This is a genomic window from Methylomonas sp. HYX-M1 (assembly GCF_040741385.1).
In the GTDB taxonomy this organism is placed as follows: domain Bacteria; phylum Pseudomonadota; class Gammaproteobacteria; order Methylococcales; family Methylomonadaceae; genus Methylomonas; species Methylomonas rhizoryzae.
The window spans coordinates 969,041-988,782 of the sequence record NZ_CP160405.1; the positions used below are offsets into that span (position 1 = coordinate 969,041).

14 protein-coding genes are annotated in these 19,742 nt (G+C 53.8%); 5 read left to right on the top strand and 9 right to left on the bottom strand.

Translation table 11 applies throughout. From position 1 onward, the window contains the following. Positions 1–28 precede the first annotated feature (28 nt). The 6 genes from AB0A83_RS04550 to AB0A83_RS04575 all read right to left on the bottom strand — a co-directional run bounded on the left by AB0A83_RS04550 (position 29) and on the right by AB0A83_RS04575 (position 8,921). The gene (locus AB0A83_RS04550) at positions 29–628 is read right to left on the bottom strand and encodes a hypothetical protein (RefSeq protein ID WP_367155527.1); all 600 of its coding nucleotides are present in this window, start codon (positions 626–628) and stop codon (positions 29–31) included. Beyond that, positions 610–4,857 carry an RHS repeat-associated core domain-containing protein gene (locus tag AB0A83_RS04555; RefSeq protein ID WP_367155529.1) on the bottom strand — a complete coding sequence of 1,416 codons (4,248 nt, stop codon included), beginning with the start codon at positions 4,855–4,857 and terminating at the stop codon, positions 610–612. The genes AB0A83_RS04550 and AB0A83_RS04555 overlap by 19 nt, the downstream gene beginning before the upstream one ends. 648 nt (positions 4,858–5,505) lie before the next feature. Continuing rightward, entirely contained in the window at positions 5,506–5,844 is a 339-nt protein-coding gene (locus AB0A83_RS04560; protein ID WP_150047097.1) for a YdbL family protein, read from the bottom strand. 11 nt (positions 5,845–5,855) lie between these two features. Next, a complete protein-coding gene (locus AB0A83_RS04565) occupies positions 5,856–6,053 on the bottom strand; it encodes a YnbE family lipoprotein (RefSeq protein WP_150047099.1) in 198 nt (65 codons plus the stop codon). A 57-nt stretch (positions 6,054–6,110) separates the two neighbouring features. After that, positions 6,111–7,868 carry a YdbH domain-containing protein gene (locus AB0A83_RS04570; RefSeq protein WP_367155530.1) on the bottom strand — a complete coding sequence of 586 codons (1,758 nt, stop codon included), beginning with the start codon at positions 7,866–7,868 and terminating at the stop codon, positions 6,111–6,113. A 42-nt stretch (positions 7,869–7,910) separates the two neighbouring features. Beyond that, positions 7,911–8,921, bottom strand: a complete 1,011-nt coding sequence (locus AB0A83_RS04575; protein WP_367155532.1) for a Gfo/Idh/MocA family protein — start codon at positions 8,919–8,921, stop codon at positions 7,911–7,913. Between the two features lie 177 nt (positions 8,922–9,098). On the opposite strand from AB0A83_RS04575, the gene AB0A83_RS04580 reads away from it, so the two are divergent. The 3 genes from AB0A83_RS04580 to AB0A83_RS04590 all read left to right on the top strand — a co-directional run bounded on the left by AB0A83_RS04580 (position 9,099) and on the right by AB0A83_RS04590 (position 10,713). Beyond that, the gene (locus tag AB0A83_RS04580; protein ID WP_150047105.1) at positions 9,099–9,299 is read left to right on the top strand and encodes a KTSC domain-containing protein; all 201 of its coding nucleotides are present in this window, start codon (positions 9,099–9,101) and stop codon (positions 9,297–9,299) included. Between the two features lie 180 nt (positions 9,300–9,479). Continuing rightward, the gene (locus AB0A83_RS04585; protein WP_150047107.1) at positions 9,480–10,313 is read left to right on the top strand and encodes an HDOD domain-containing protein; all 834 of its coding nucleotides are present in this window, start codon (positions 9,480–9,482) and stop codon (positions 10,311–10,313) included. 136 nt (positions 10,314–10,449) lie between these two features. Next, complete coding sequence (locus AB0A83_RS04590) at positions 10,450–10,713, top strand: hypothetical protein (RefSeq protein WP_150047109.1); 264 nt, start codon at positions 10,450–10,452, stop codon at positions 10,711–10,713. Positions 10,714–10,790: 77 nt separating this feature from the next. Here AB0A83_RS04590 and AB0A83_RS04595 read toward each other — a convergent pair whose 3' ends face one another. From AB0A83_RS04595 to AB0A83_RS04605, 3 genes are all read right to left on the bottom strand, one after another. Then, entirely contained in the window at positions 10,791–13,898 is a 3,108-nt protein-coding gene (locus AB0A83_RS04595) for an efflux RND transporter permease subunit (protein ID WP_367155533.1), read from the bottom strand. A 173-nt stretch (positions 13,899–14,071) separates the two neighbouring features. Further along, a complete protein-coding gene (locus tag AB0A83_RS04600; RefSeq protein WP_367155534.1) occupies positions 14,072–16,417 on the bottom strand; it encodes a PKD domain-containing protein in 2,346 nt (781 codons plus the stop codon). 721 nt (positions 16,418–17,138) lie between these two features. Further along, a complete protein-coding gene (locus tag AB0A83_RS04605) occupies positions 17,139–17,291 on the bottom strand; it encodes a hypothetical protein (protein ID WP_190303341.1) in 153 nt (50 codons plus the stop codon). Between the two features lie 14 nt (positions 17,292–17,305). Between AB0A83_RS04605 and AB0A83_RS04610 the strand changes: the two genes are divergently transcribed. Continuing rightward, positions 17,306–17,740: a putative lipoprotein gene (locus tag AB0A83_RS04610; RefSeq protein WP_190303247.1), complete on the top strand. Its 435-nt coding sequence runs from the start codon at positions 17,306–17,308 to the stop codon at positions 17,738–17,740. A gap of 2 nt (positions 17,741–17,742) precedes the next feature. After that, on the top strand, positions 17,743–19,656 hold the full coding sequence (locus tag AB0A83_RS04615; protein WP_367155535.1) for a hypothetical protein: 1,914 nt from the start codon (positions 17,743–17,745) through the stop codon (positions 19,654–19,656). Positions 19,657–19,742 lie beyond the last annotated feature (86 nt).

Below are 19,742 nucleotides of genomic sequence, written 5' to 3' on the forward strand. Positions count from 1 at the left end.
ATTGCCATACGGCCTTAAATACAGAAAACTATTCTTTACTGCGTTCTTCGGCAATAGCCAGCTTCTTACGTTCGGCCGGACTCAACACAGATTCAATTTTCCTATAAAGCTCGGCAGCTTCTCGGTACTTACCTAGCCGAAATGCCTCGTGTGCCTTGGGCCGCAATTTATCTGCCATCACGTCAAATGCGTATTTCTCCGCCCATAATTTTCGTTGGCTTCCAAGCGTTGTAAAAAACGCCGGATCGCCTTGCAACACTTTTATGCAATACCGTTTTGCCAATTCTGCTGTTTTTGTAAGACCATCGGCAAGAACCTCTTGCGTTGTCGCTGTAGGATAGCGATATTTTTCCGCGAATTCAGGATCAGTAGAGCGAATGCATTCCGACAGCGAATACCGAACTCCTTGGCGAGTAATTCCAAAGCCGATTTCGTATGATCGCCGTCCGTGATACACGTCAACGTCAATGTCGCCATTCCGATAAAGAACAAGCGTCGGCAGTGACTCAACCTCCACGAAGCCAAGAGCACTTAGGAATGCAAATCTCTCCTTAACAAGATTCGCAAAGTTGAGGTATGTGCGGTCCACCCCAGAAGCACCGTTCCTACTCATTTCGGCGGATTCCAAAAGTTCGTGTTAGCATCGAACGTCCATCCGCGTTCTTTAAGCAGATATCGTTCAGCGTTCAGGAATTGACCGCCGTTATCACCAACTGACGCATCCCTAATCGGCAAGCCCCGATTCATCTCACTACGAAGCACGCCAGAGTTCTGCGCCCAATCCGACTTTGAGTTTCGTTGATACGGCAAACGATCCAGCAGCGACTTTTCACCATTCCCCAAGTTTTGAAGGTCTTTAACCCTACCGATGACAGTGGTTGTCTCCTTTGCAACCTCCACCGCATTATCCGTAACCCGTCTGATCGTCCCTAAAGCCGGTACTCCCGGAGCCAATCCAATCGTATCGAGCGCTAAGTTGACGCCATTATACATGGTAGGGGCCATGGCGAAGGTAGCAAGACTATTGGCAAAAAAGCCAATATCAAACAAGTCCCAAATCGTCCCCGTCGGATCGGTAAACATCACCGGGTTGCCGTTGGCGTAAGTATACACGTTGGTGCCGCCTTCCAGGCCGATCAGGTCCGGTTGCAGGTAGCGGCCGGTGCGGGGCGAGAAGTAGCGGGTGTGGTTGTAGTGCAGGCCGGTGGTGCTGTCGTAGTATTGGCCGGGGTAGCGCAGGTTGAACGTCACCTTCGCACCGTCGCCGTCCGGGTCTTCCTGGGCGGCAACGTCGCCGTAGGGCGCGAACGGCCAGTGCCACACCGGCTGGCTGAGATTGCCGGAGGCGCGGCGCAGATAGCGCGGGGTGTTGGCGAAGTCGGTTTCGATGTAATAAATCGCCGCCAGGCTGCCGTCGGTTTTTTGGTCGACCACGGCCAGCGGCACGTCGCCCAGCCACACGTAGTTGCGGGCGCTGCCGTTGCCGGCCTGTTCATAGATCAAGCGGCCGGCAGTGTCGTAGACGTAGCGGGTTTGCCCGGCCCCGTTGGTTTTCAACACCCGCCGCCGGCCGCTGTCGTAGCGGTATTGCTCGCTGGTAGCGGCTTGGGTGAATTTAGTCAGGGTACGGTCGGCGCCGTAGCGGTAGACAAAACTGCCGTAGCCGGTAATGAAGCCGGATTGGTCGTAGCGGTAAGCAGCGGTATAGCCCTGACTGCCGTTAGCCGGCGGGGTTGGGGTGATGTCTTCCCGGGTCAGACGGTTGTCGCTGTAAGACAAAACGTCAGTACGTCTTAAGGCGCCGCTACCTGTGTAGTTTTCCAAGCGGGTCAGGTTGCCGTTGTTGTCGTGTTCCAGCAGGGTTTTTTCGGCACTGGCGCGTGACTTTTGCGAAACCAAGCGATCGAAGTCGTCGTAGTAGAAGGAGGTTATGTCGTAAACAGTTACCCGATTGCGACTGTCGTAGGCGAGATAATGGTTATACATGTCGCTGTTGTTAGCCTGTCGCATCCGCACAACGATTAAGCGTCCGCCGTTATCGCGGGAACGAATGTATTTCAAGCCGTTGCCGAAGGTCAGGCTGCGCAGGCGCTTGTCTAACGGTTGGTAGCTGACGTCGCGGGCCAAGGTGTTGGCGGTGCCGTTCAGGCTGGCGCCGACCTGGGCGATGCGAAAATCGCCGTCTGCATAGGCGTATTCGATGCGCAAGCCTTTGGGATAAGCGACGGCTTGCAGGCGGTTGCCGGGGCCGTATTCGTAGGCCGTGCTCAAGGCCGGCAGGCCGGTAACGGCTTGCTCGCTGTGGGTGACGTTGCCGCGGGCGTCGTAGCGCATGCGGTCGGTGACAGTCAAACCGCCGGCCGAGGTGCGGCTGCTTTCCACCAGGCGGCCTACATAATGGGCGGCATGGGCGCTATCGTCTGACGGCGCTTTGTCCCAAGTTTGACTTTCGCTGCCGCCGTCGGAGTAATCGACCCGGGTCAAGCGGTCCAGGGCGTCGTAGTGTTTGCGGGCGCTGTTGCCGTCGCTGTCTTCCCGGTAGATTTCGTTGCCGGCCAAGTCGTATAGCGAGCCGCGATTGCCGAAGTCCGGCGAGTCTTCGTCAATGTGTTTGCCCAGTTCGTTGTTGGTCAATAAGGAGGTGGCGTTGACCGGATCGACCACTTGCGTGACCCGGCCGGCCACGTCGTAGTCCAGGCTGAACAGCGGAATTTTGGGGCCTAATTTGCCTTTGCTCGACAGTGTGGCCAGGGAGCGATCGCTGATTTGATCCAGCACGGTGTAGTCGGTCAAGTCGCAGATTTCGCCGCTGATACAGGATCGGGTCTGATGATTGTTGCCGTCGTAGCTCAGGGTTTTGTCCCATGCGCCCGTGCCGTCGGCGGTTTCGATCAGCAGGCCTTTTTCGTCAAAGCTTTGTTTCCAGGTTTGGCCGCTATCGTCACTACGTTGCGCGATGGTTTGCAGAATGTTGCCGCGGCTGTCGCGCCGGTATTCGAGCGTGTCGGTAATCTCGCCGTGCGTCAGGCTGACGGTTTTTACCGAGCCGGCCGGGGTATAGCTGTAGTTGAGTACGCTGCCGTCCGGCCGGGTTTGGCTTTGCAGGCGGCCGTTGGTGGTGTAGCTGTAGCGGGTCACGTCGTCGCCTACGCTTTCCGTGACCGGCTGCCGCAGCGTGTTGTATTCGGTCACGCTGTGTACGCCGTTGATGTCGACTTGCTCGGTGATTTGGCCGTGAGCGTTGACGCTGAGCACGGACGACACCCGACCCAAGGCGTCGGTGGTGCGCCACAGATCTCCGTTGCGGCGGTATTCGGTGACCGTACTGCCGTTTTCCGCGCGTGGCCCGGTTTTGCTGACTTTTAAGGTGACGTGGCTGCTGTTGTCGTAAACGTAGGCATAGTCGGTCTGATGGCAGGTGGTGGATGTTGCCGGGCAACTGTCGTCGACCAAGGCTTCCGTAGCCGGGCGCACGATTTCCCGAATCACCTGGCCATTGTCGTCGTAACGCCAATCCTTGGCGACTTCGCCGACCACTTCCGAGGTTTTCAGCGGAAAGCGCTCGTCCCAGGTCCAGGTGGTGAGGCGCTCTTGTTTGGTGCCGTCGGCTTCGGTGCGGGTCAGCGGCAGGCCGCGGTTGAGTGTGCCCTTGGGGTAGGTGAAGCGGGTAACCCGGCCGAGAAAATCGGTACGGGTTAGCAGGTCGCCTTTGATATTGTAGGTGGACTTCTTAAAATCCTCCTCGCAGTCGGCGCAACGGGTGTTGGTCGAAACCGCTCGGTAAATCCTGGAATAAGGGCCGGTATCTTGACTGACTATATCGAAATTTTTTCGGGTGACAAACGAGCGGTATTTGTCGGTATCCGAGTCGGCGAATTTTAAAGTTAATTCGTGCGGATCGGCCAGACTGGCGCGCAGCGTGCGCTCGCTAATCAAATTCTTTTCGTTATGACCGGCCATTGCGATGGTTGTAAACCTTGGCCTTGAGTCCGCGCCAGCGCAAAGAAATTCGTTTTTAATTAACGTATTGCCATTTTCCACCACCGACTTTAAATAAGAAAACCTAAAATTATCTTTGGTATCGCAATTGATGAATTCCGGTCGGTAGGTTCTGGTAAGCGGCTCGCTGCCTTCCAGCGCCGCCGGGAAGGTGAATTGGTTTTTGTAAAGAGTTACGCCGTTGACGACTTCTTTCAGCCCAAGTACATATTTATAAATCTGGCCGTCGGGATCGGTAACTAACACCGATTTGTCCGGGTTGAAGGTAAAACGCAATTGCCGCCCGCTCGGCACGTGCGTGACGGTCGATAACTTATCGTCGACATAGTCCAACCGGTGCTCGATGCCTTGCCGGTTAAACCGGGCCAATAAATTACCGTTTTTGTCGTACGCTTCCCGCATGCCGCTAGAAAATTGGGTATAGACCCAATCGTAGGTTTGGCCGTTGACGACGCCTTTTTTCTCCAAGGTATCTCTGAGATCGTCGCGTAACGGCTTTAAATTTTTGCCGAAGGTGATGCAGACGCCCATGGTGCACACCTTGATTTTTTCCACCGTGCTCAGTTGGTTCAGAATGCAACTGGAATAATTGTGCCCCCACAGCGTGCCCATGTTGTTGCGGTAATCGCAGCCCGGGCTGGTGACGGATCGTGCCGAGACGTTGTAGCGAGTAAACTCTAACGGAAACTGTCCCGTACCCCGGTAATCGGTTTCGCTTAATAGGGTGAAACCGCCCCGCAGGTCGGTGTCGAATTTCACCTCCGGAATGCGCTTTTTGTCTTCGGTCGATTGCAGCGGGCCGGAGAATTCTTCGTAACCGAGTCCGGACTCGTCGGCCCGGCCGATGAGCGGACTCATTAGCCCGATCAAGAGCAAGCAGCCGTAAACGAAAAGGTTTCGGTGGTGATGTTTGAACATGTTAAAAATCCCGATGTTTGAATGGATAACGGCAGTTAAACAACGCATTAAAAGCGCGGCGGCTGAGCCTGCAAGGAAGACGAGTATCCGGCCGTTTGCCCGGACAGGCGCGCGCGCCCATCCGGGCCGGCCGGAACAAAAAAGGAAAAAAGCCATAAGCTGAAACGGGCTGTGACGGAAGGTTTCCCGATTTCCAACGTTGACTTGCACTGGTGTGCATCCATGGCTTTAAGCTTTACTTTCAATAAATAGCTTTTGAGTTGAGTTGTCTATAACGTTAGCGGTTAACCGACTCCGACAGGCTAACGCCATTAGCCTTGCGAAATACGGCGGGCTGATATTAGCTTAAAAAATACGCCGACTCAATACCTTTAGCAAATCGCAGTCGAGACAATATTCCATATATATTAATAAGTTATGTAATCATATTCTTACAGGCTATCAAGATAGGCGCGCTGGCATGTAATCTAGTAATACATTGCGCGGCATGCAAAGCCTTAAGGTACGCATGGCATTCCCCGCCGACTTTAAATGAGCATAAAACTTTAGCTGCCTCCCCGGCGGAGCCGGGGAATTTATCGTGCTTGCTTAACGTTGCTTCCAACCCGACGGCGTTTGGATAAATTGTCCGGGCGCCGCTTTTTCTATAACTTTTTGCGCTGTCAGCTTAGCCACCTCTTCCGCCGATACGCCGTTTTTGGCGGCTATCCGCTCGTATTCGGCCCGCCGTTGGGCGTTGATGTCGTTCACCAAGGCTTTTACGTCACTGGGTGCATTGGGGTTAACCAAGCCTAAATAACCGTTCATCAGTTCGCCGACTAGTCCCGCTGACTTTGCTTGCGCTAAGTCGGCCGCGGCGACCGGGTTTGCAGCCAACCAAAACGACAATAAGCCGGCCAACAAAAAATGCGTTGCTTTGATTCTCATTGAGGGCTCCTTTAAAACAAACCTTTTTCGCTACTGATCAGGGCATCCACGTCTTTTTCCACTTTGAGGCGAATTTCGTGTTCTATTTTGACGTTCATATTGATTTCTATCGGTTTTTCCGGCGCTTCCAATCTGACGGACGGCGAGCAGGCTGTCATTAACAGCGTATCGCAGACTAGGCCGGCAATAAATGCCGCTTTCAATTTCATAGAGTTCTCCAAGCCGCATTGTGCGGCGCAGTATTGACGGTTTCGGAACATTTTGTTTTACGGTTTGGCGTTTTTTACCTGTTCGAGAATCGGCCGCTCGAAATCGCCTGCCAGTACGCCTTTTTGCAAGAGTTCCGGCAACTGCCCGTGCAATTTCAAGTTAAACGCCAAAGGATGACCGGACAATACCGACGGATTTTTGCCTTCCAAACGCAAACCTAAACTATAACTGCCATCCGGCCGGTAATCCACGCCGGCTTGCAGGGCGTGGTATTGCAAATTTCTCAGCGCGCTGAAAGCCAAATTTCCGTCGTCCCCCGGGCCTGTGTAGCGCAGGACTCCCGGCACTATCCCCGTTAACGTTCCGTCCTTCAGTTCCACAGTGTCGGATTCGACGCTTAACGGCAACTTACCGTTCAGCATGCCGGTTCCCGACAAATTGGGGTAGTTCATGGCTTGCAGTAGCTGCTGCAGATCGACATTGTTGACGACTAAAATCAAGCGTATCGGCCCACCGGTCAGTTCCAATTCGGCCGGTTCCAGCTGCAACTTGCCGCCAAACATAGGCAGACTGGCTTGATCGATTGCCAAGCGGCCGTTTTGGTAAGCGGCGTTAAGTTGTATGTCGCGAAATTCGGTGTTTTCATTTAATTGCCAGCTCGGCACTGTCAATGAAACAATATATGTGGGTAGTGTCGATTCGGCGGCGTCCAATTGCACAAATCCTTTAGAGATGTGAGTAGAGCCTATTGCCAGCCCCAAATCATAGCCTTTTAGAAAAACCGCGTGCGTCATAGGCTTGCCGGCCTGCCAGTGCATGCGCACGGCTCCCATGATCTCGCCGGCGTTAACTTGCCAAGCCGAGGTTGCCGTCGGCAGCCAAGGCGCTGCAAGCCGGCGGGCTTGAGCGGCGCTGAGTGCCAGATGAGCGTCTACCGCCAACTCGTCGGCGGCTAATTCGAGTTCCGCGCCGGCCAGATAGTCGTTATGTTCGGTTAACTGCAGATAGCCTTTGAAGCGCTTATGGTCTTCCGGACTGTTGCCGTGCAAATGCAATTGCGCCTGTATCTTATCCAAAGCCGGCCAGATGAGCGCGGCGAGTGGCTGCCTGATTTGGTTCGGCAGCCATGCGCATTGCGTTAGCCAGCCGCGCAGCAACTCCACGTTCGCTTGCAAGCCGATGAGCGGACTGTTATCGGGCGGATTTCGGCCATAGTTGCCGGCCGCTATCGCACTGCCGTCCGCTTTGCGCAGTTGCAGTGAAAGCATGCCGGCGCCGAAATCCTGCCCTATGCTCAAGGCATATTCGGAGTCGTTGAGTAAAACCTGTACAGTTTGTTGTTCGGCAGTATTAAATTCCGCCTGACCTATAAATCGGGACTCTCCCCAGGGCGCGATTACCGTCAGATCCAGTTGCTTGATAGAGAGGCTGCGTAGCGGCAAGCGTAGCGCCGCCGCGGAATCCTCGGCCGGGGTGGTATCGGTATCGCTGTCGGCTCGATAGTGAAACGTCAACTTGGCTTTTTCGATAAAGCCGGTATCCGGCTGCAAGGTTTGCCAGTCGTAATTCAGATTCGCCTCGCTCAGTTCCGCCGCCAATAAGCCTTTCCCGGTCTCTAATTCGAATTGCAGATGCGCCAATGCGGCGTGATCCATAGTCAAGCTCAATCCGGAAACGGCGGGATTGGCAAATAAGCTTTGTGCCATTAAACGCCGTAACGCCTGTTCGCCCAGCCAATCCCGTTGTTGCCAGACTAACCATCCGGCCGATACTGTCAGCAAACAACACAAGGCCAAACCGATTTTGAAGCGCATCCGGCCAAGCCGGCCGGGCGAGGAAGCCGTCCGCATGCCTGGTTAAATGCTCACCGTTTGCCCGCTGGCGGCCGATTTGAGCGCGGCGACAATAACGCGGCAATTTGCTTTGGCGTCGTCCAAGGATAAAAGCGGCGGTTTATCTTGCAGCACGCAGTCGCTGAAATGCTCGATTTCCAGTTTGAAGTGATTGGCCGCGGGTAAGCGCTCCTCGCCTTGGCGGCCGTCTTCGCTCCACCAGGAAATGATCGGAATATCGCCGGGCAATTGCCAAACCACATGGCATTTAAGCCCTCCCTGGCTGCCGACGATTTCGTATTCGCAGCGGCGAGCCCGCTGGAAGCTGAAATCGAACTGGGCAAAGCGGCCGTCGCCGTAATCCAAAATTCCGCTGCTGGCAATATCGGCGCCGCTATCGGCGTATTTAGCCATGCAGGTAACCGCCGACGGCGCTTGCTCGAAAAACATGCGGATGACGTGTATCGCGTAACAGCCTATGTCCCACATGGCGCCGCCGCCCCGGTCGACGTGTTCGGCCAGCCGGTACATGCGGGCCGGACGCATCATGAACGAAAAGCAACTGCGTACCGAACGGACGTCGCCTATCAAGCCGGATTGGATGATTTCCATCACGCGCCGGTGTTGCGGATGAAATCGGTACATAAAGCCTTCCATGACTTTGACATCGTAGTTGCGGGCGGCTTTATCGATCGCTTCGATGTCGCTTAAAGATAATGCCATCGGTTTTTCGCATAGCACATGCTTGCGATGCGCTATTGCCCGTAACGCCCATTCGGCATGTTCGTGGTTTGCCATCGGTAAATAAACCGCTTGCACGTCCGGGTTGGTTAGCAAGGCCTCCATGTCGTCGTAAGCGTGTATGCCGGGATAGCAAGGGGCGTATTTTTTGAGCGTTTCCGCCGCGGCCCCCGGCCGCCGGCTGGCGATTGCAACCAGTTCGGCATTGTCGGCTTCTAAGATAGCGGGCAACAAACGCTCGTTGACGCGGGCTGCGCCCAGAATGCCCCAACGTAGTTTTTCGGCTTGGTTCATGATGCTCGGCTCCTGCTGATAAGTTTTATTTTCGAATCCGAGTTTGCAGGCTTAATGCCGAACAGTCAAACCCGCACGCCATTTTCGGGCAAAAGCGGCTGAGGGACGGACGCATCCCCGGCGGAACTATGTGAATTTGCGGCTAATCCAATCGGCATTGCGGTCAAGGAGGTAGTTATGAAAATGCATCCCGTAAAATCCAGCAAAATCGATGTGATCGGCTACGACGACGCGACGCACAAAATGCGGGTGTCGTTTCGGGGAGATTCCTCGTTGGATTTCTGCCACGTGCCGGAAGCGGTCTTCAACGCGTTTTTGCATGCGCGCTCTAAGAATAGGTTTTTCAAACGCCACATCTTGGGAGTTTTTCCGAGTTGAGCCTGACGCTGCCGCTTCAGTTTCCGACGGCGGCGGACGGTACAAAGCAAGCTAGCCTTCGCAACGTGTACAGGCTTACGCTGCAAGGCGTTTTTGCAACAAAAATATTTTCGTTGCAATCGGCTCCACTCCACACAGCTTTACTAGACTTACCCTGCCGTCAACTAAAAGGAATTCATTATGTCCGCATCTATCGAAAAATTATTCGACAACCTGCATAAACTCCCCCAAGTTCCCGAGGTAGTGCGAACCTTGATTAATCAACTCAACGATCCTCATGCCGAACTGCTCGATATTGTTAAAACCGTCGAAAAAGAGCAGGTGATTGCTTTGAAAGTGTTGCGTTTGGTCAACTCCGCTCACTTCGGTCTATCGCGAAAAGTCGGGTCGTTGAGTGAAGCCGTGCTGCTGATTGGCATGGGGCAGCTCAAGACGTTGGTGATTGCGTCCGGCCTGGTTGCCTCGGTGCCCAGCCTACAAAATTTCGATTTAAGGAAATTCTGGAGCACTAGTTTCAGAGCGGCCGAGTACGCCAAATGGTTCGCCGCAAGAGCCGGGGTAGACGCCGACGTGGCATTTACCGCCGGCCTGATAGGCGGCATGGGTAAGTTACTCATCCACATGGCTTACCCAAGCGAATCCAACGAAATCGAACAACACGCCAAAGCCGGCCACCTAAGCCGGCCCGACGTGGAACGAAAACGCATCGGATTTACCAACCAACAAGCGTGTGCGGAACTGTTCAGACGCTGGAAATTTGCGGACGAGTTAATCGATGCAATCAATCAATCCGCCGAACCCCTCACTTGGGAAAACCCATCCGCCTTGGCTTACGTCGTGCATCTGGCACAATTCATTAGTTATTGCATCGATTGCAATATGCCTAAAGAAACGATCGAGCAAAATTTCCCTTATCCCGTGGCCGAGAAACTCGGCCTGGACCGAGACGCGGTCGATGCCGATTTATGCGAGCTACTCCTGCTCGAATCGCCGCTGGAAGATCTCGCCGCTTAATCGTCAAGGCCGGGCAGGAACACTGTTCGATTAGAAGCGGTTTTTGATTGACGGACGTCAATACTTAACGGGGCGGCGTGTGTTCGAATGGTTTTGCCGGTAAGTCGTTAGTCTTTACGAATGCCAGGAGGTAGGGATGAAAACATCGTTATTCGATTACGACATATTGATAGACCAAGCGCGAGCGCTTTACGCCGCACTACATGCCCGCAGGGTCGCCGCCGCCGATTCCGAGCTGAGTCGATTGGAAAGCTTGTTCGAGAGGGCCGAAGCCCGTTACCAACGCCGCCTCAATCGCTGTGCAATCTGCTACCGCCTACGCAATCACGATTGCATTCGCGAGCCCGGCCGGAAATCCGTGGCTTGCCTGCGTAACGGACAGTTGCAACAGGCAGCCTGACAGCCGGCTGTTTCTTTATCCTGCCGGCCGATAGTCATTATGTGTTTCAAACGGCAACGACCCTTACAAATTCCGGCTCAGTTAGGCCGCGCTTTTACCTCATCCACCGGCTCAAAGCGGCCGTAATTCAGCAAAATAGCCGGCAGCAACAGTAAATTTAAAATGGTTGAAGACGTTAAACCGCCGATGATGATGGTTGCCATCGGCCCCATGATTTCTCGGCCGGGATTGTCGCTGTCGAATGCGACAGGCAGCATGGCTAATGCCGTAACGGAAGCCGTCATCAAAATTGACGGCAAACGCTCTTGAGCGCCCCGCAACGCGGTAGCCTGAGACCAGATTTGCCCTTCTTGTTCTATCAAATGGCGATAGTGCGAAATGAGCATGATCGAATTGCGCACCGTGATTCCGAATAAGGTGACAAAGCCGACGAACGAGCCTACCGACAAGGACGCGTCGGTCACTAGCACCGCCGCAACGCCCCCGAGCAGGGCAAAGGGCAAATTCACTAAGGTTAGCGCGGTGTGGCGTATGCTCCCCAACGCCAGCGAGATAAAAATCAATACCCCGGCCCCGGCGATGAGAGCATGCACGATTAACACCCGCCGCGCTTTAGCTTGCTCCAACGCGGCGCCGATGATTTCCGGATAGCTGTCGCTACTCCACGATAGCTGTTTGAACAATTTATCCTTAAGTTCGGCGATGAAACCGTCCATGTCGCGCTGATCGACGTTACAGGTAACCGTTTGCGCTCGCAAAGCCCCTTGATGCAGAATGTTGTACCTGCCTTCGCTATGGCGGATATCGGCTATTTGACCGAGCAGCACGCGCTCGCCTTCGGCATTTTTGATAGCCAGTTGTTGCAAGGATGCGGCCCTGGAACGCAGCTCCGGCGCTAAGGTAACCGTGACGTCGACGACGCGGTTACCCTGTATGCTTTTGCCGACAATTCGACCGCCGTAGGCGGTTTCCAGTGCCGTCATCGCTTGTGCCGGCGTGATGCCGCGAAACTTCAACTTGTCCAAATCCAGTTTGATTTGCAACATCGCCGTCGCGGATTGCGAGCGTTGTTGTACGTCGATAGCGCCGGCAAGTGTGCGCATTAATTCGGCGACCCGTCCGGCTTGCTCATCTAATACCGCAAGATCGCTGCCGTAAATATTGACGACTACCGATGCGGTGTAGCCGGATATGGTTTCATCCACCCGTTCGGTCAGAAAGGTGTTGGCTTCGTAATTGATGCCGGGGAATTCGTTCAATAGGGTTCTGAGTTGATCCAGCACCCGCTGTTGTTCTCGGCCGGACAAGGGTTTAAGGCGTACTTCGTATTCGCTGTAATGGCTGCCGTAAGTGTCGGCACCGCGTTCTGCGCGTCCGGCCCATTGCGATACAGACTCCACGCCGTCTACGCCCAAAAAGCGCGCCGTCAGCAACTGCCCTATCCGTATCGATTCTTGCAGCGAGCTTCCCGGGATGCTCGCGGTATGGACGATGAAATGCCCTTCGCGCAATTCGGGTAAAAACTGATGCTCCAAGCGGGAAAACCCCCAGATGCCGGCTACGCAGGCCAGTACTCCGCATAGCATCACCATGCGAAAATGCCCGATAACCCATTGCAATTGTTGAGCGTACCCTCGCTTTAGCCAGCGCACCAAAGGTGGCTCTGCGGCCGTTAGCTGACTTTTGTTTAGCAGCAGGTGACAAAGTGCAGGCGTAAGCGTCAGCGCGGTAAGCAGCGACATCAAGATCGCCAAAATATAGGCATAGCCTAAGGGAGAAAATAAACGCCCGGTTACGCCGTCCAAGGTCAGCAAGGGTACAAACACCAAGGCAACGATGAAGCTGGCGTATACCACCGACCCTCTAACCTCAAGCGAAGCACGTTGAATGACAGTGCCGGCCGTTTCAGGGAGCAAGCGGCTTTGATTTTCGCGCAAGCGGCGAAAAATGTTTTCGGTATCGATGATGGCATCGTCTACAACTTCACCTAGCGCAATAGCCAAGCCGCCCAATACCATAATATTCAGATTGACGCCCATCTCCAACAACACGATTACCGCAGATACCAGTGATACCGGAATCGCTAATGCGGCAATCAGCGAGCTGCGAAAATTGAATAAAAACAGGTATAAAACCAGGATGACGAAGCCGCCGCCAAACAATAAATGACCGGCTAAGTTGTTAACTGCGGTCTCTATGTAATCCGCCGGACGAAACAAATGCGGAAAAAAGCGAATATCTTGCTGCTTAAACAAGGGAGCGAAGGCGGCCAATGCGGCTTCGACTTGTTTAGAGACGGACAAGGTGTTGGCGCCGAATTGGCCGATGACCATCAATACCACGCCAGGCCTGCCCATGATTTGCGCGGCGCTGATCGGCGGTTCCGCCGAATAGCGTACCTCCGCGACATCCGCCAATGTGATGTTGCCGGCGTTTAAGCGTTTTATCACCACCGAGCTGAATTGCTCGGGCGTGACTAACTGGCCTACCACTTGTAGGGTGAAACGTTGGTTGCTGTTTTCCAAAAAACCGGCGCCTTTGATTTCCGCCGCCGCAGCCGCCGCGGCGGCCACTTGCTCGATGTCTAAGTTGAAGCGTTGCAACGCCTCCGGATGTACTTGAATTTGCAGTTGCGCGACGTCGCCGCCGAATACGTTGACGTCGGCCACTCCGGGAATGGCGAGCAATCGGGGAGCGAGCGTCCAATCGACCAGACTGCGCAATTCCATCAAGGACCGGGTGTCGGAGCTCAAACCTAAAGTCATTACCGTTGCGGACGACGAGGACAGCGGTACGGCAACCGGCGTACCGATGCCGGCCGGTAATTTTTGTCCCAAACTAACCAGGCGTTCGGCGACCAATTGCCGGTTTCTATAAATATCCGTGTCGTCCGCAAACGTTGCGGTAACGATGGACAAGCCCTGAATCGACTCCGAGCGTAGGGCTTCCAAACCGATTAACGGTCTTATCGAGGTTTCTATCGGCTGGGTAACCAAAACTTCCACTTGCTCCGCAGCTAAACCGGGCGCTTCAGTCTGGATAATGACGCGTTTGGGCGAGAATTCCGGAAAGATGTCCAGTCCGGCGTCCGAAAATCGGTAAATGCCGTATGCGACTAACAGAACGGCAACGGTAACCACAATACCGGAGTAGCGAATTGAGAAACGGATTAGCGCGGCTAGCATGGCGTGGGCGAATCGGTAAAAACTCCGCTATTGTGCCTTGCTCGCCGGATTCCGGTCTAATTTAATGCCGACAAGGATTGAGTGGCCGCGGACTGGTAGTCTGCTTTCTGGGCGGGTAGATACAAAAAAGGCGTGGAGAACCACGCCTTGTTGCCGGGGTTAGCTTTCAAACATTACCAACTGAAGCTGCCGGAGGTCGCACCGCTACCGTCGTAACTGAACCCGATTTTTTCGCCGTTGGTTACCGCGAAACTGCAAGTACCGCTGGTGCTGGCCGACAAGGTTGCGCCGTAGAAGATCGCTTTGCCGGCGTTGTTGGTGGTTACGGACGATGTGCCGGATATGGTTTTAGAACTGCCTTTGGTAGGCATGTACGATCCACTCCATGTGCCGTATACCGTGGCGCCGCTGACTATGGAACCGGCCGATTCAACCGTAACGGTAGCTACGCATCTGGATTTGCCGCCGCTCAACAGTTGGCGAGTGACGTTGGTGCTTCCTACCAGCATATTGGCGTCGGAAGCTGCTTGAATGACAGTGATGGTTTGAGTTGAACTGTTTTTCAGACCGGTATTATCGGTTACTGTCAAGGTAGCGGTATAGTTTCCGGGGGTGTTGTAAGTATGATTGGCGCTGGAACCCGTTGCATTGGTAGAGCCGTCGCCGAAGTTCCAATCGAATCCGACAATGGAACCGTCTTGATCGTACGAACTGTTGCCATTGAAAGAGGCCGTCAACGGACCATCCCCTTCGGTAGGCGTGGCCGACATCACTGCGGTCGGCGCCATCATAGAAACCGTGCTTTTCGGATAGCTACCGGTTATTTGGTACTGGCCCAAGCTAGCGTAATCCGAATATCCGGTGGTCAAATCGCCGTAACCCACGCCGTCGATGCGCAAATAGAATTGTCCTGATCCTAACGTCGCGCTGATAGAAGCCGACAAGCTGGTGGCCGGATTGGCGCTAGCAACCACTTTTCCGGCAGAATCCAACAATTCTACGGAAATATCCAGGTTAGAACCGGATGCAATGGTACCGGAGGCTACATTGAACTGCACTGCACCGCCATCGGTATAAAAAGTGAACATGTCCAAGTCCGTTCTGCGTTCTATCACGCCGGTTTGCACCACGGCGTTAGCGTCGCCAGCCAATGGCGCGGCGTTTGCCAGCGTATCGGCGAAATCATCGGCGCGTAGCGGAGTTCCGGCAGCGCTGATGACTGCAATGTCGTCTTGCAAATTGTTGGCATTGGGATATTCGCCCTTACTCCATTGGGTGGCCGGTTTGTAATAACCGGAGCCCATAATCGGCGCCCATCCGGTAGCTCCGCTACCATGGCCTGCGTAGTAAGTGACGCTGGAATTGCCGTCATGGGTTAAATTCAAATTGTGGCCCACCTCGTGCGATACCGCTTCAGCCACGTATTTAGGCGCACCATTGCCCAATTTATCGAAAAATACCCAAGCTGGCCGGTAGTAATCCGGATTCGACGAAGAGTAGTAGGAAAATACGTTTAGATAAGCAATGCCGCCGCAGGATTGGCTGCATAATTCCGGCATCGAACGGGTAATGACGGCTCTAGTGCCGTATTGAGCATCCGAGCTACTGGTTCGTTGCAAGGCATCGGCGCTCGGTTCTTCGGTGGTGACGTCTACATCAAAGGGTGCGTAATCTTCCGCCACCCGTTGCCAGATTTCTTTAACTTTACTTAATTCGCCCGAACTAAATGTGCCGGGAACTCCGTCGGTGTCGTAAGCTTGCGCGTTTAGCGTGCCGCTATTCCAGGCGGTGCTGCTTGCGGCATGACCGTTGAAATCCAGGTAAATCACCCGATTCGATCCGGGTTTACTGTGCAATGCGAAGGCGTCGGTTCCGGATGCAATGGTATTAAAGGTATCGGTAGAACTTACCGTTGCCGCCTGTTCAAAATCAGTAGTGCCACTTTTTTTAGGGCCGGGGACAGTAGGGGCCGCGGCTTGATTCTCTTCTTCAACGTATAGCAGGCGGCCGCTTTCGTCTATCCATGCGCTTGAATCGGTACGTAATATTTCGGTCAGTTTTTCAGCCGACATATCGTAGGCTTTAGCCACCTCAGGCAATCTTTCGCCCAAAGCATCGATAGCCGCTTGCCCGTTCGCTTTAGATTTTAAGCTGATTTGCGGAAACGGAGTTTCCGCATCATTATTCGCCACAAGAGTATTAGCAGCGTTCGCGGAGCTTTGCGCATTGGCGCGAACCACGGAGAGGGGCTGTTGCAATCCCGAACCGTTTAAGCCGGAAACGATCGCTTCTACACTACCGTCGAGTTGAGCGGTTAATGCATAGTTATAACCAAGCAGCGCTTGCCGGGCGGTTTGAACATCGAAAAAATGTAAACGCTCGATTGGAAATTGGACTGGCGCATTTGCGAAAGCGTCGTTAAATACCGTGTGATGAGCCTGTGTTTGAGCAAATGCCGTTGATGTGTCGCTTACCAGAGCCGTGAATACGGCAGATACGATAAAAGTTGTTCTGTTCATAGTCTTCTGTCCGCTTGATTGGGTAAAGAGTGGGTATGTCTTTGCCAAGATGTTTTTTTTATTTGGTCGGGGCTTAGTAAACGAAAAACGGTGCGTGTAATCTGTGAATTACTTTTCAGTCGGCCACAGCCGTATGGCGGCGCAAGCGAATTGCGCATCAATTTGTGCGACGTTGCTTATTTATATTTATAAAACAACACTTTGAGTCGCTTTAAGCACAATTCTTTGCGCAATCCGGCAGAATTGGACTAAACCGCTTAAAGCAGCACGGGGCAAATGGGGTTCTTGATGAAATATCCGAAATAGTTCGCGCTTTTTGGAGGCAGGAACCGGATTGGCGGCCTGACGAATCATGGGTAGAGCAAATTATCAGTTAGCAATATGACGACAATACGAGTGCGATTAGGCTATCGCATTCGGTAACTCACGAAGGCTGCTTCGACGAAACATATTGATAACGGGGACTAAAGCATCCGCTCTCGCAAAAATAGGATCTTTGAACCGGTAAAAATGATGTCAACACAAAACCATTCGTTCGATTAACAACTCAACATGATCTCAATTTTTTAGATATTAATCCAGATACTGGCGGTGTGACAGGTTTTCATCCGGCAGCAGTTTCATCGGGCTTTGATGGTGAAGGCATGGCGTTCCGGCCGGCGGCGAACTGTAGTGGTCTAATAAAAATGGCCACCCTGGGCCAAGGCGTGATCGGTCCATTTCACCATGTCTGAATATCTCGCAACACCTGTTCCGCGGGTGTGGCCTTGCCTTGTGCGGCATCCTGTTGACCGCGTCGGATATTTTCCTGCACATAAAGCCGGTATTTGCTATACATTTGTCCGACTTCGTTTTTGCTTAGCCGTTTCAACATTCAAGGATGCTGTCATGCTTATTCGTCATTCCATTGTTACCGCCAGTGCCGTCATCGCGGTTGCCGGCCTAACCTCCGCCTGCTCGTTGTTCGAAAGTTCGTCCGACAGTTCCGCGGGAATTTTTAATCTCGTGTCGAGCCCGCTTACTTCCAGTTCCGATTCTTCGTTGACCAAACAGGAGCGTTACGAAAACGACATCGCCAACTATACCGCTCAATTCGTCGAATCCGATCACGGCACGTTGGATAATTTTCGCGCCGATGTCGGCGAAATGGCGCAGGAATACGGCATCACCGATTGGGAGAACGATCGTAACACCTTTATCGGCATCGGCCGCGGGCTCAAAAAAGCCAAGTTGGGCAGACCGCAAATTTCCGCATTCAGCGAAAGTCTGACCAACAAAGATCCTTTAAAAATGCAAATCATCGACGAAGGGCTAAAAAAATAGGCTTGCCTGTTTGGGTTAAGGCCGCAGTGCGCGTATCCGGCTTGTTGTTACGCGCCTGTCTGTGCGCGGCCATTGCCGCTTGTACTCAGGTACGGGCAGCCACATTCGACTTTTTATATATCGAAGCTAACGAAGGCTCGGCCAGCGGCGGCCATGCGGCCTTGCGTTTCGGCGACCGGGTTTATCATTTCCAACACGAGGACTCCGGCTGGCTGCAGCTATACCGAGATAGTTTTTCGGCTTTCCGTTTTCAATATGCAGACCGGGAGAATCGACCCATCCATGGTCATAGCATTCAGGTCGACGCCGATTTTCTCGGCTTTTTACAAGATCATTTCGATCGCTTGTTATTAAGCCAACGCCGGCAATTGGCCAAATTGGCAATCACCCGAGACGGCCTTGGATTGATTGCGGGATTATCCAAACAAGATCGCCATGCGCTGATCGATTTACAAGGCGCCGGTTATTTCCGGCAGCATTACAGGCCCACGGAAACGGATAGTCCGCCGCGCACGCAGTCGAGTGCCTTGCTCAGCGAAGTCACATTGTTGGCAGAGCGCAGCGACGGCGCGGGATTCATCCAACGCAAACGGCTAAACGTGTTGCACGAGTTGTTGACTTTGACGCCGGAATCCGGCGCCTCGCCCGGAGAGAGCGAAGCGGAACATTCGACTAACGCGCTACTGCCTTTCGTGCAACGCTATCGCTACCAATTAACGAAACTAGCCGCATTAGACGTATTGCAAGCAGCCGTCCCGCCGCGCCCGGAAAGCATGCTAAGTCTGGCCGGGCAAACGCCGCGATTGACAGATGCACAGCACCGCGCGTTGGGCGATTTTCGCGAGCGCTTGATTCAAGACGCGCTTCGCCTATTGCATAGCGAACGCCCCGATTGGGGCTATCCACTTTTGGTGGTTTTGGCCAGATTGCACGCAGTCGACGCATCGTTACAAACGGGTTATCCGGTGGTGTTGTCCCGCCTGATCGACAACGCCGATGCCGGCCCGGTGCCGGAATATAAATTTGCTGCCTTATTGCAACGCGGGCTGCAAACAGTTGCGCACGCTGCTGCCGGGCTGGCTGCGGCCCGGTTACCTGACGAGCGGAGCTATGCCGATTGGGAAATGAGCGTCAATGCGCTATGGCAGGTATTGCATGCCGCAACCGGCACTTTGGCCGTTTCAGCGTTGACCCATACGCCGGCGCTCGCCGCCGAAAGCGAATTACTGCCCAGTGTACATTCCGCAGACGCGCTAAGGGAATATGGAAACCGCTTGCAAAATCAGCTTGATAAGCAGATTGCCGACCTGGATCGGCGCTATCGGTATCGAATTCTGACCCACAATTGCGTCACCGAAATCTTCCGCCAGCTCAATGCTGCCGCTTCCGACTATCATGCCAACCGGCACGCGGTTTCGCTAAGCGAGGCGGAAGCCGCAACAGATATATTCGGCGGATACATCCCGCCGGCAGGATGGGATTTCATTCCCAACCAGGCATTTTCCCAAGTCGGCTCGGAATATCGCATCGCCGGCAGTTACCGCATTTCACCCTATCGCGAGCGCGCATTGGCTGCCATGGCCGCTAATGCGGATTTTTGGCGCGGCTTAAGGGAAGCCAATACGCTAACGTCTGGTGTGTATCGTTGGAACGAAACCGACGCAGTCTTCTTGTTTTTTACGCAAGACTCTATTTGGTTCAGGCCGCTACAAGGCGGTTTAAATTTAGCCGCAGCGGCCGGCGAAAGCCTGTTCGGCTTGTTCAGTTGGCCTTGGGACGACGGCAGGCACTTACAACACAGTCTCAAGGGCGCCGCGGTCAGCTTGCCGGAATTGTTGTTTTTCAACATTCGCAAAGGCTCGTTTCCGGATTTACTCGGGGATGGTCCTGTCAACATGGCCGTGAACACGCCATAAATTATCGTGCCCGGTATGGCAGGCAATCGTGATACGCAAAGCGCGGACAGGCGCCTTGGTGCCTAACTATGTGGCCATGGACCGGG

Bases quoted from the DNA above. Each gene is read 5' to 3' on its own strand.
- AB0A83_RS04555 (WP_367155529.1), bottom strand. From the start codon at position 4,857: ATGAGTCCGCTCATCGGCCGGGCCGACGAGTCCGGACTCGGTTACGAA.
- AB0A83_RS04560 (WP_150047097.1), bottom strand. From the start codon at position 5,844: ATGAGAATCAAAGCAACGCATTTTTTGTTGGCCGGCTTATTGTCGTTT.
- AB0A83_RS04565 (WP_150047099.1), bottom strand. From the start codon at position 6,053: ATGAAATTGAAAGCGGCATTTATTGCCGGCCTAGTCTGCGATACGCTG.
- AB0A83_RS04570 (WP_367155530.1), bottom strand. From the start codon at position 7,868: ATGCGCTTCAAAATCGGTTTGGCCTTGTGTTGTTTGCTGACAGTATCG.
- AB0A83_RS04575 (WP_367155532.1), bottom strand. From the start codon at position 8,921: ATGAACCAAGCCGAAAAACTACGTTGGGGCATTCTGGGCGCAGCCCGC.
- AB0A83_RS04580 (WP_150047105.1), top strand. From the start codon at position 9,099: ATGAAAATGCATCCCGTAAAATCCAGCAAAATCGATGTGATCGGCTAC.
- AB0A83_RS04585 (WP_150047107.1), top strand. From the start codon at position 9,480: ATGTCCGCATCTATCGAAAAATTATTCGACAACCTGCATAAACTCCCC.
- AB0A83_RS04590 (WP_150047109.1), top strand. From the start codon at position 10,450: ATGAAAACATCGTTATTCGATTACGACATATTGATAGACCAAGCGCGA.
- AB0A83_RS04595 (WP_367155533.1), bottom strand. From the start codon at position 13,898: ATGCTAGCCGCGCTAATCCGTTTCTCAATTCGCTACTCCGGTATTGTG.
- AB0A83_RS04600 (WP_367155534.1), bottom strand. From the start codon at position 16,417: ATGAACAGAACAACTTTTATCGTATCTGCCGTATTCACGGCTCTGGTA.
- AB0A83_RS04605 (WP_190303341.1), bottom strand. From the start codon at position 17,291: ATGTTGAAACGGCTAAGCAAAAACGAAGTCGGACAAATGTATAGCAAA.
- AB0A83_RS04610 (WP_190303247.1), top strand. From the start codon at position 17,306: ATGCTTATTCGTCATTCCATTGTTACCGCCAGTGCCGTCATCGCGGTT.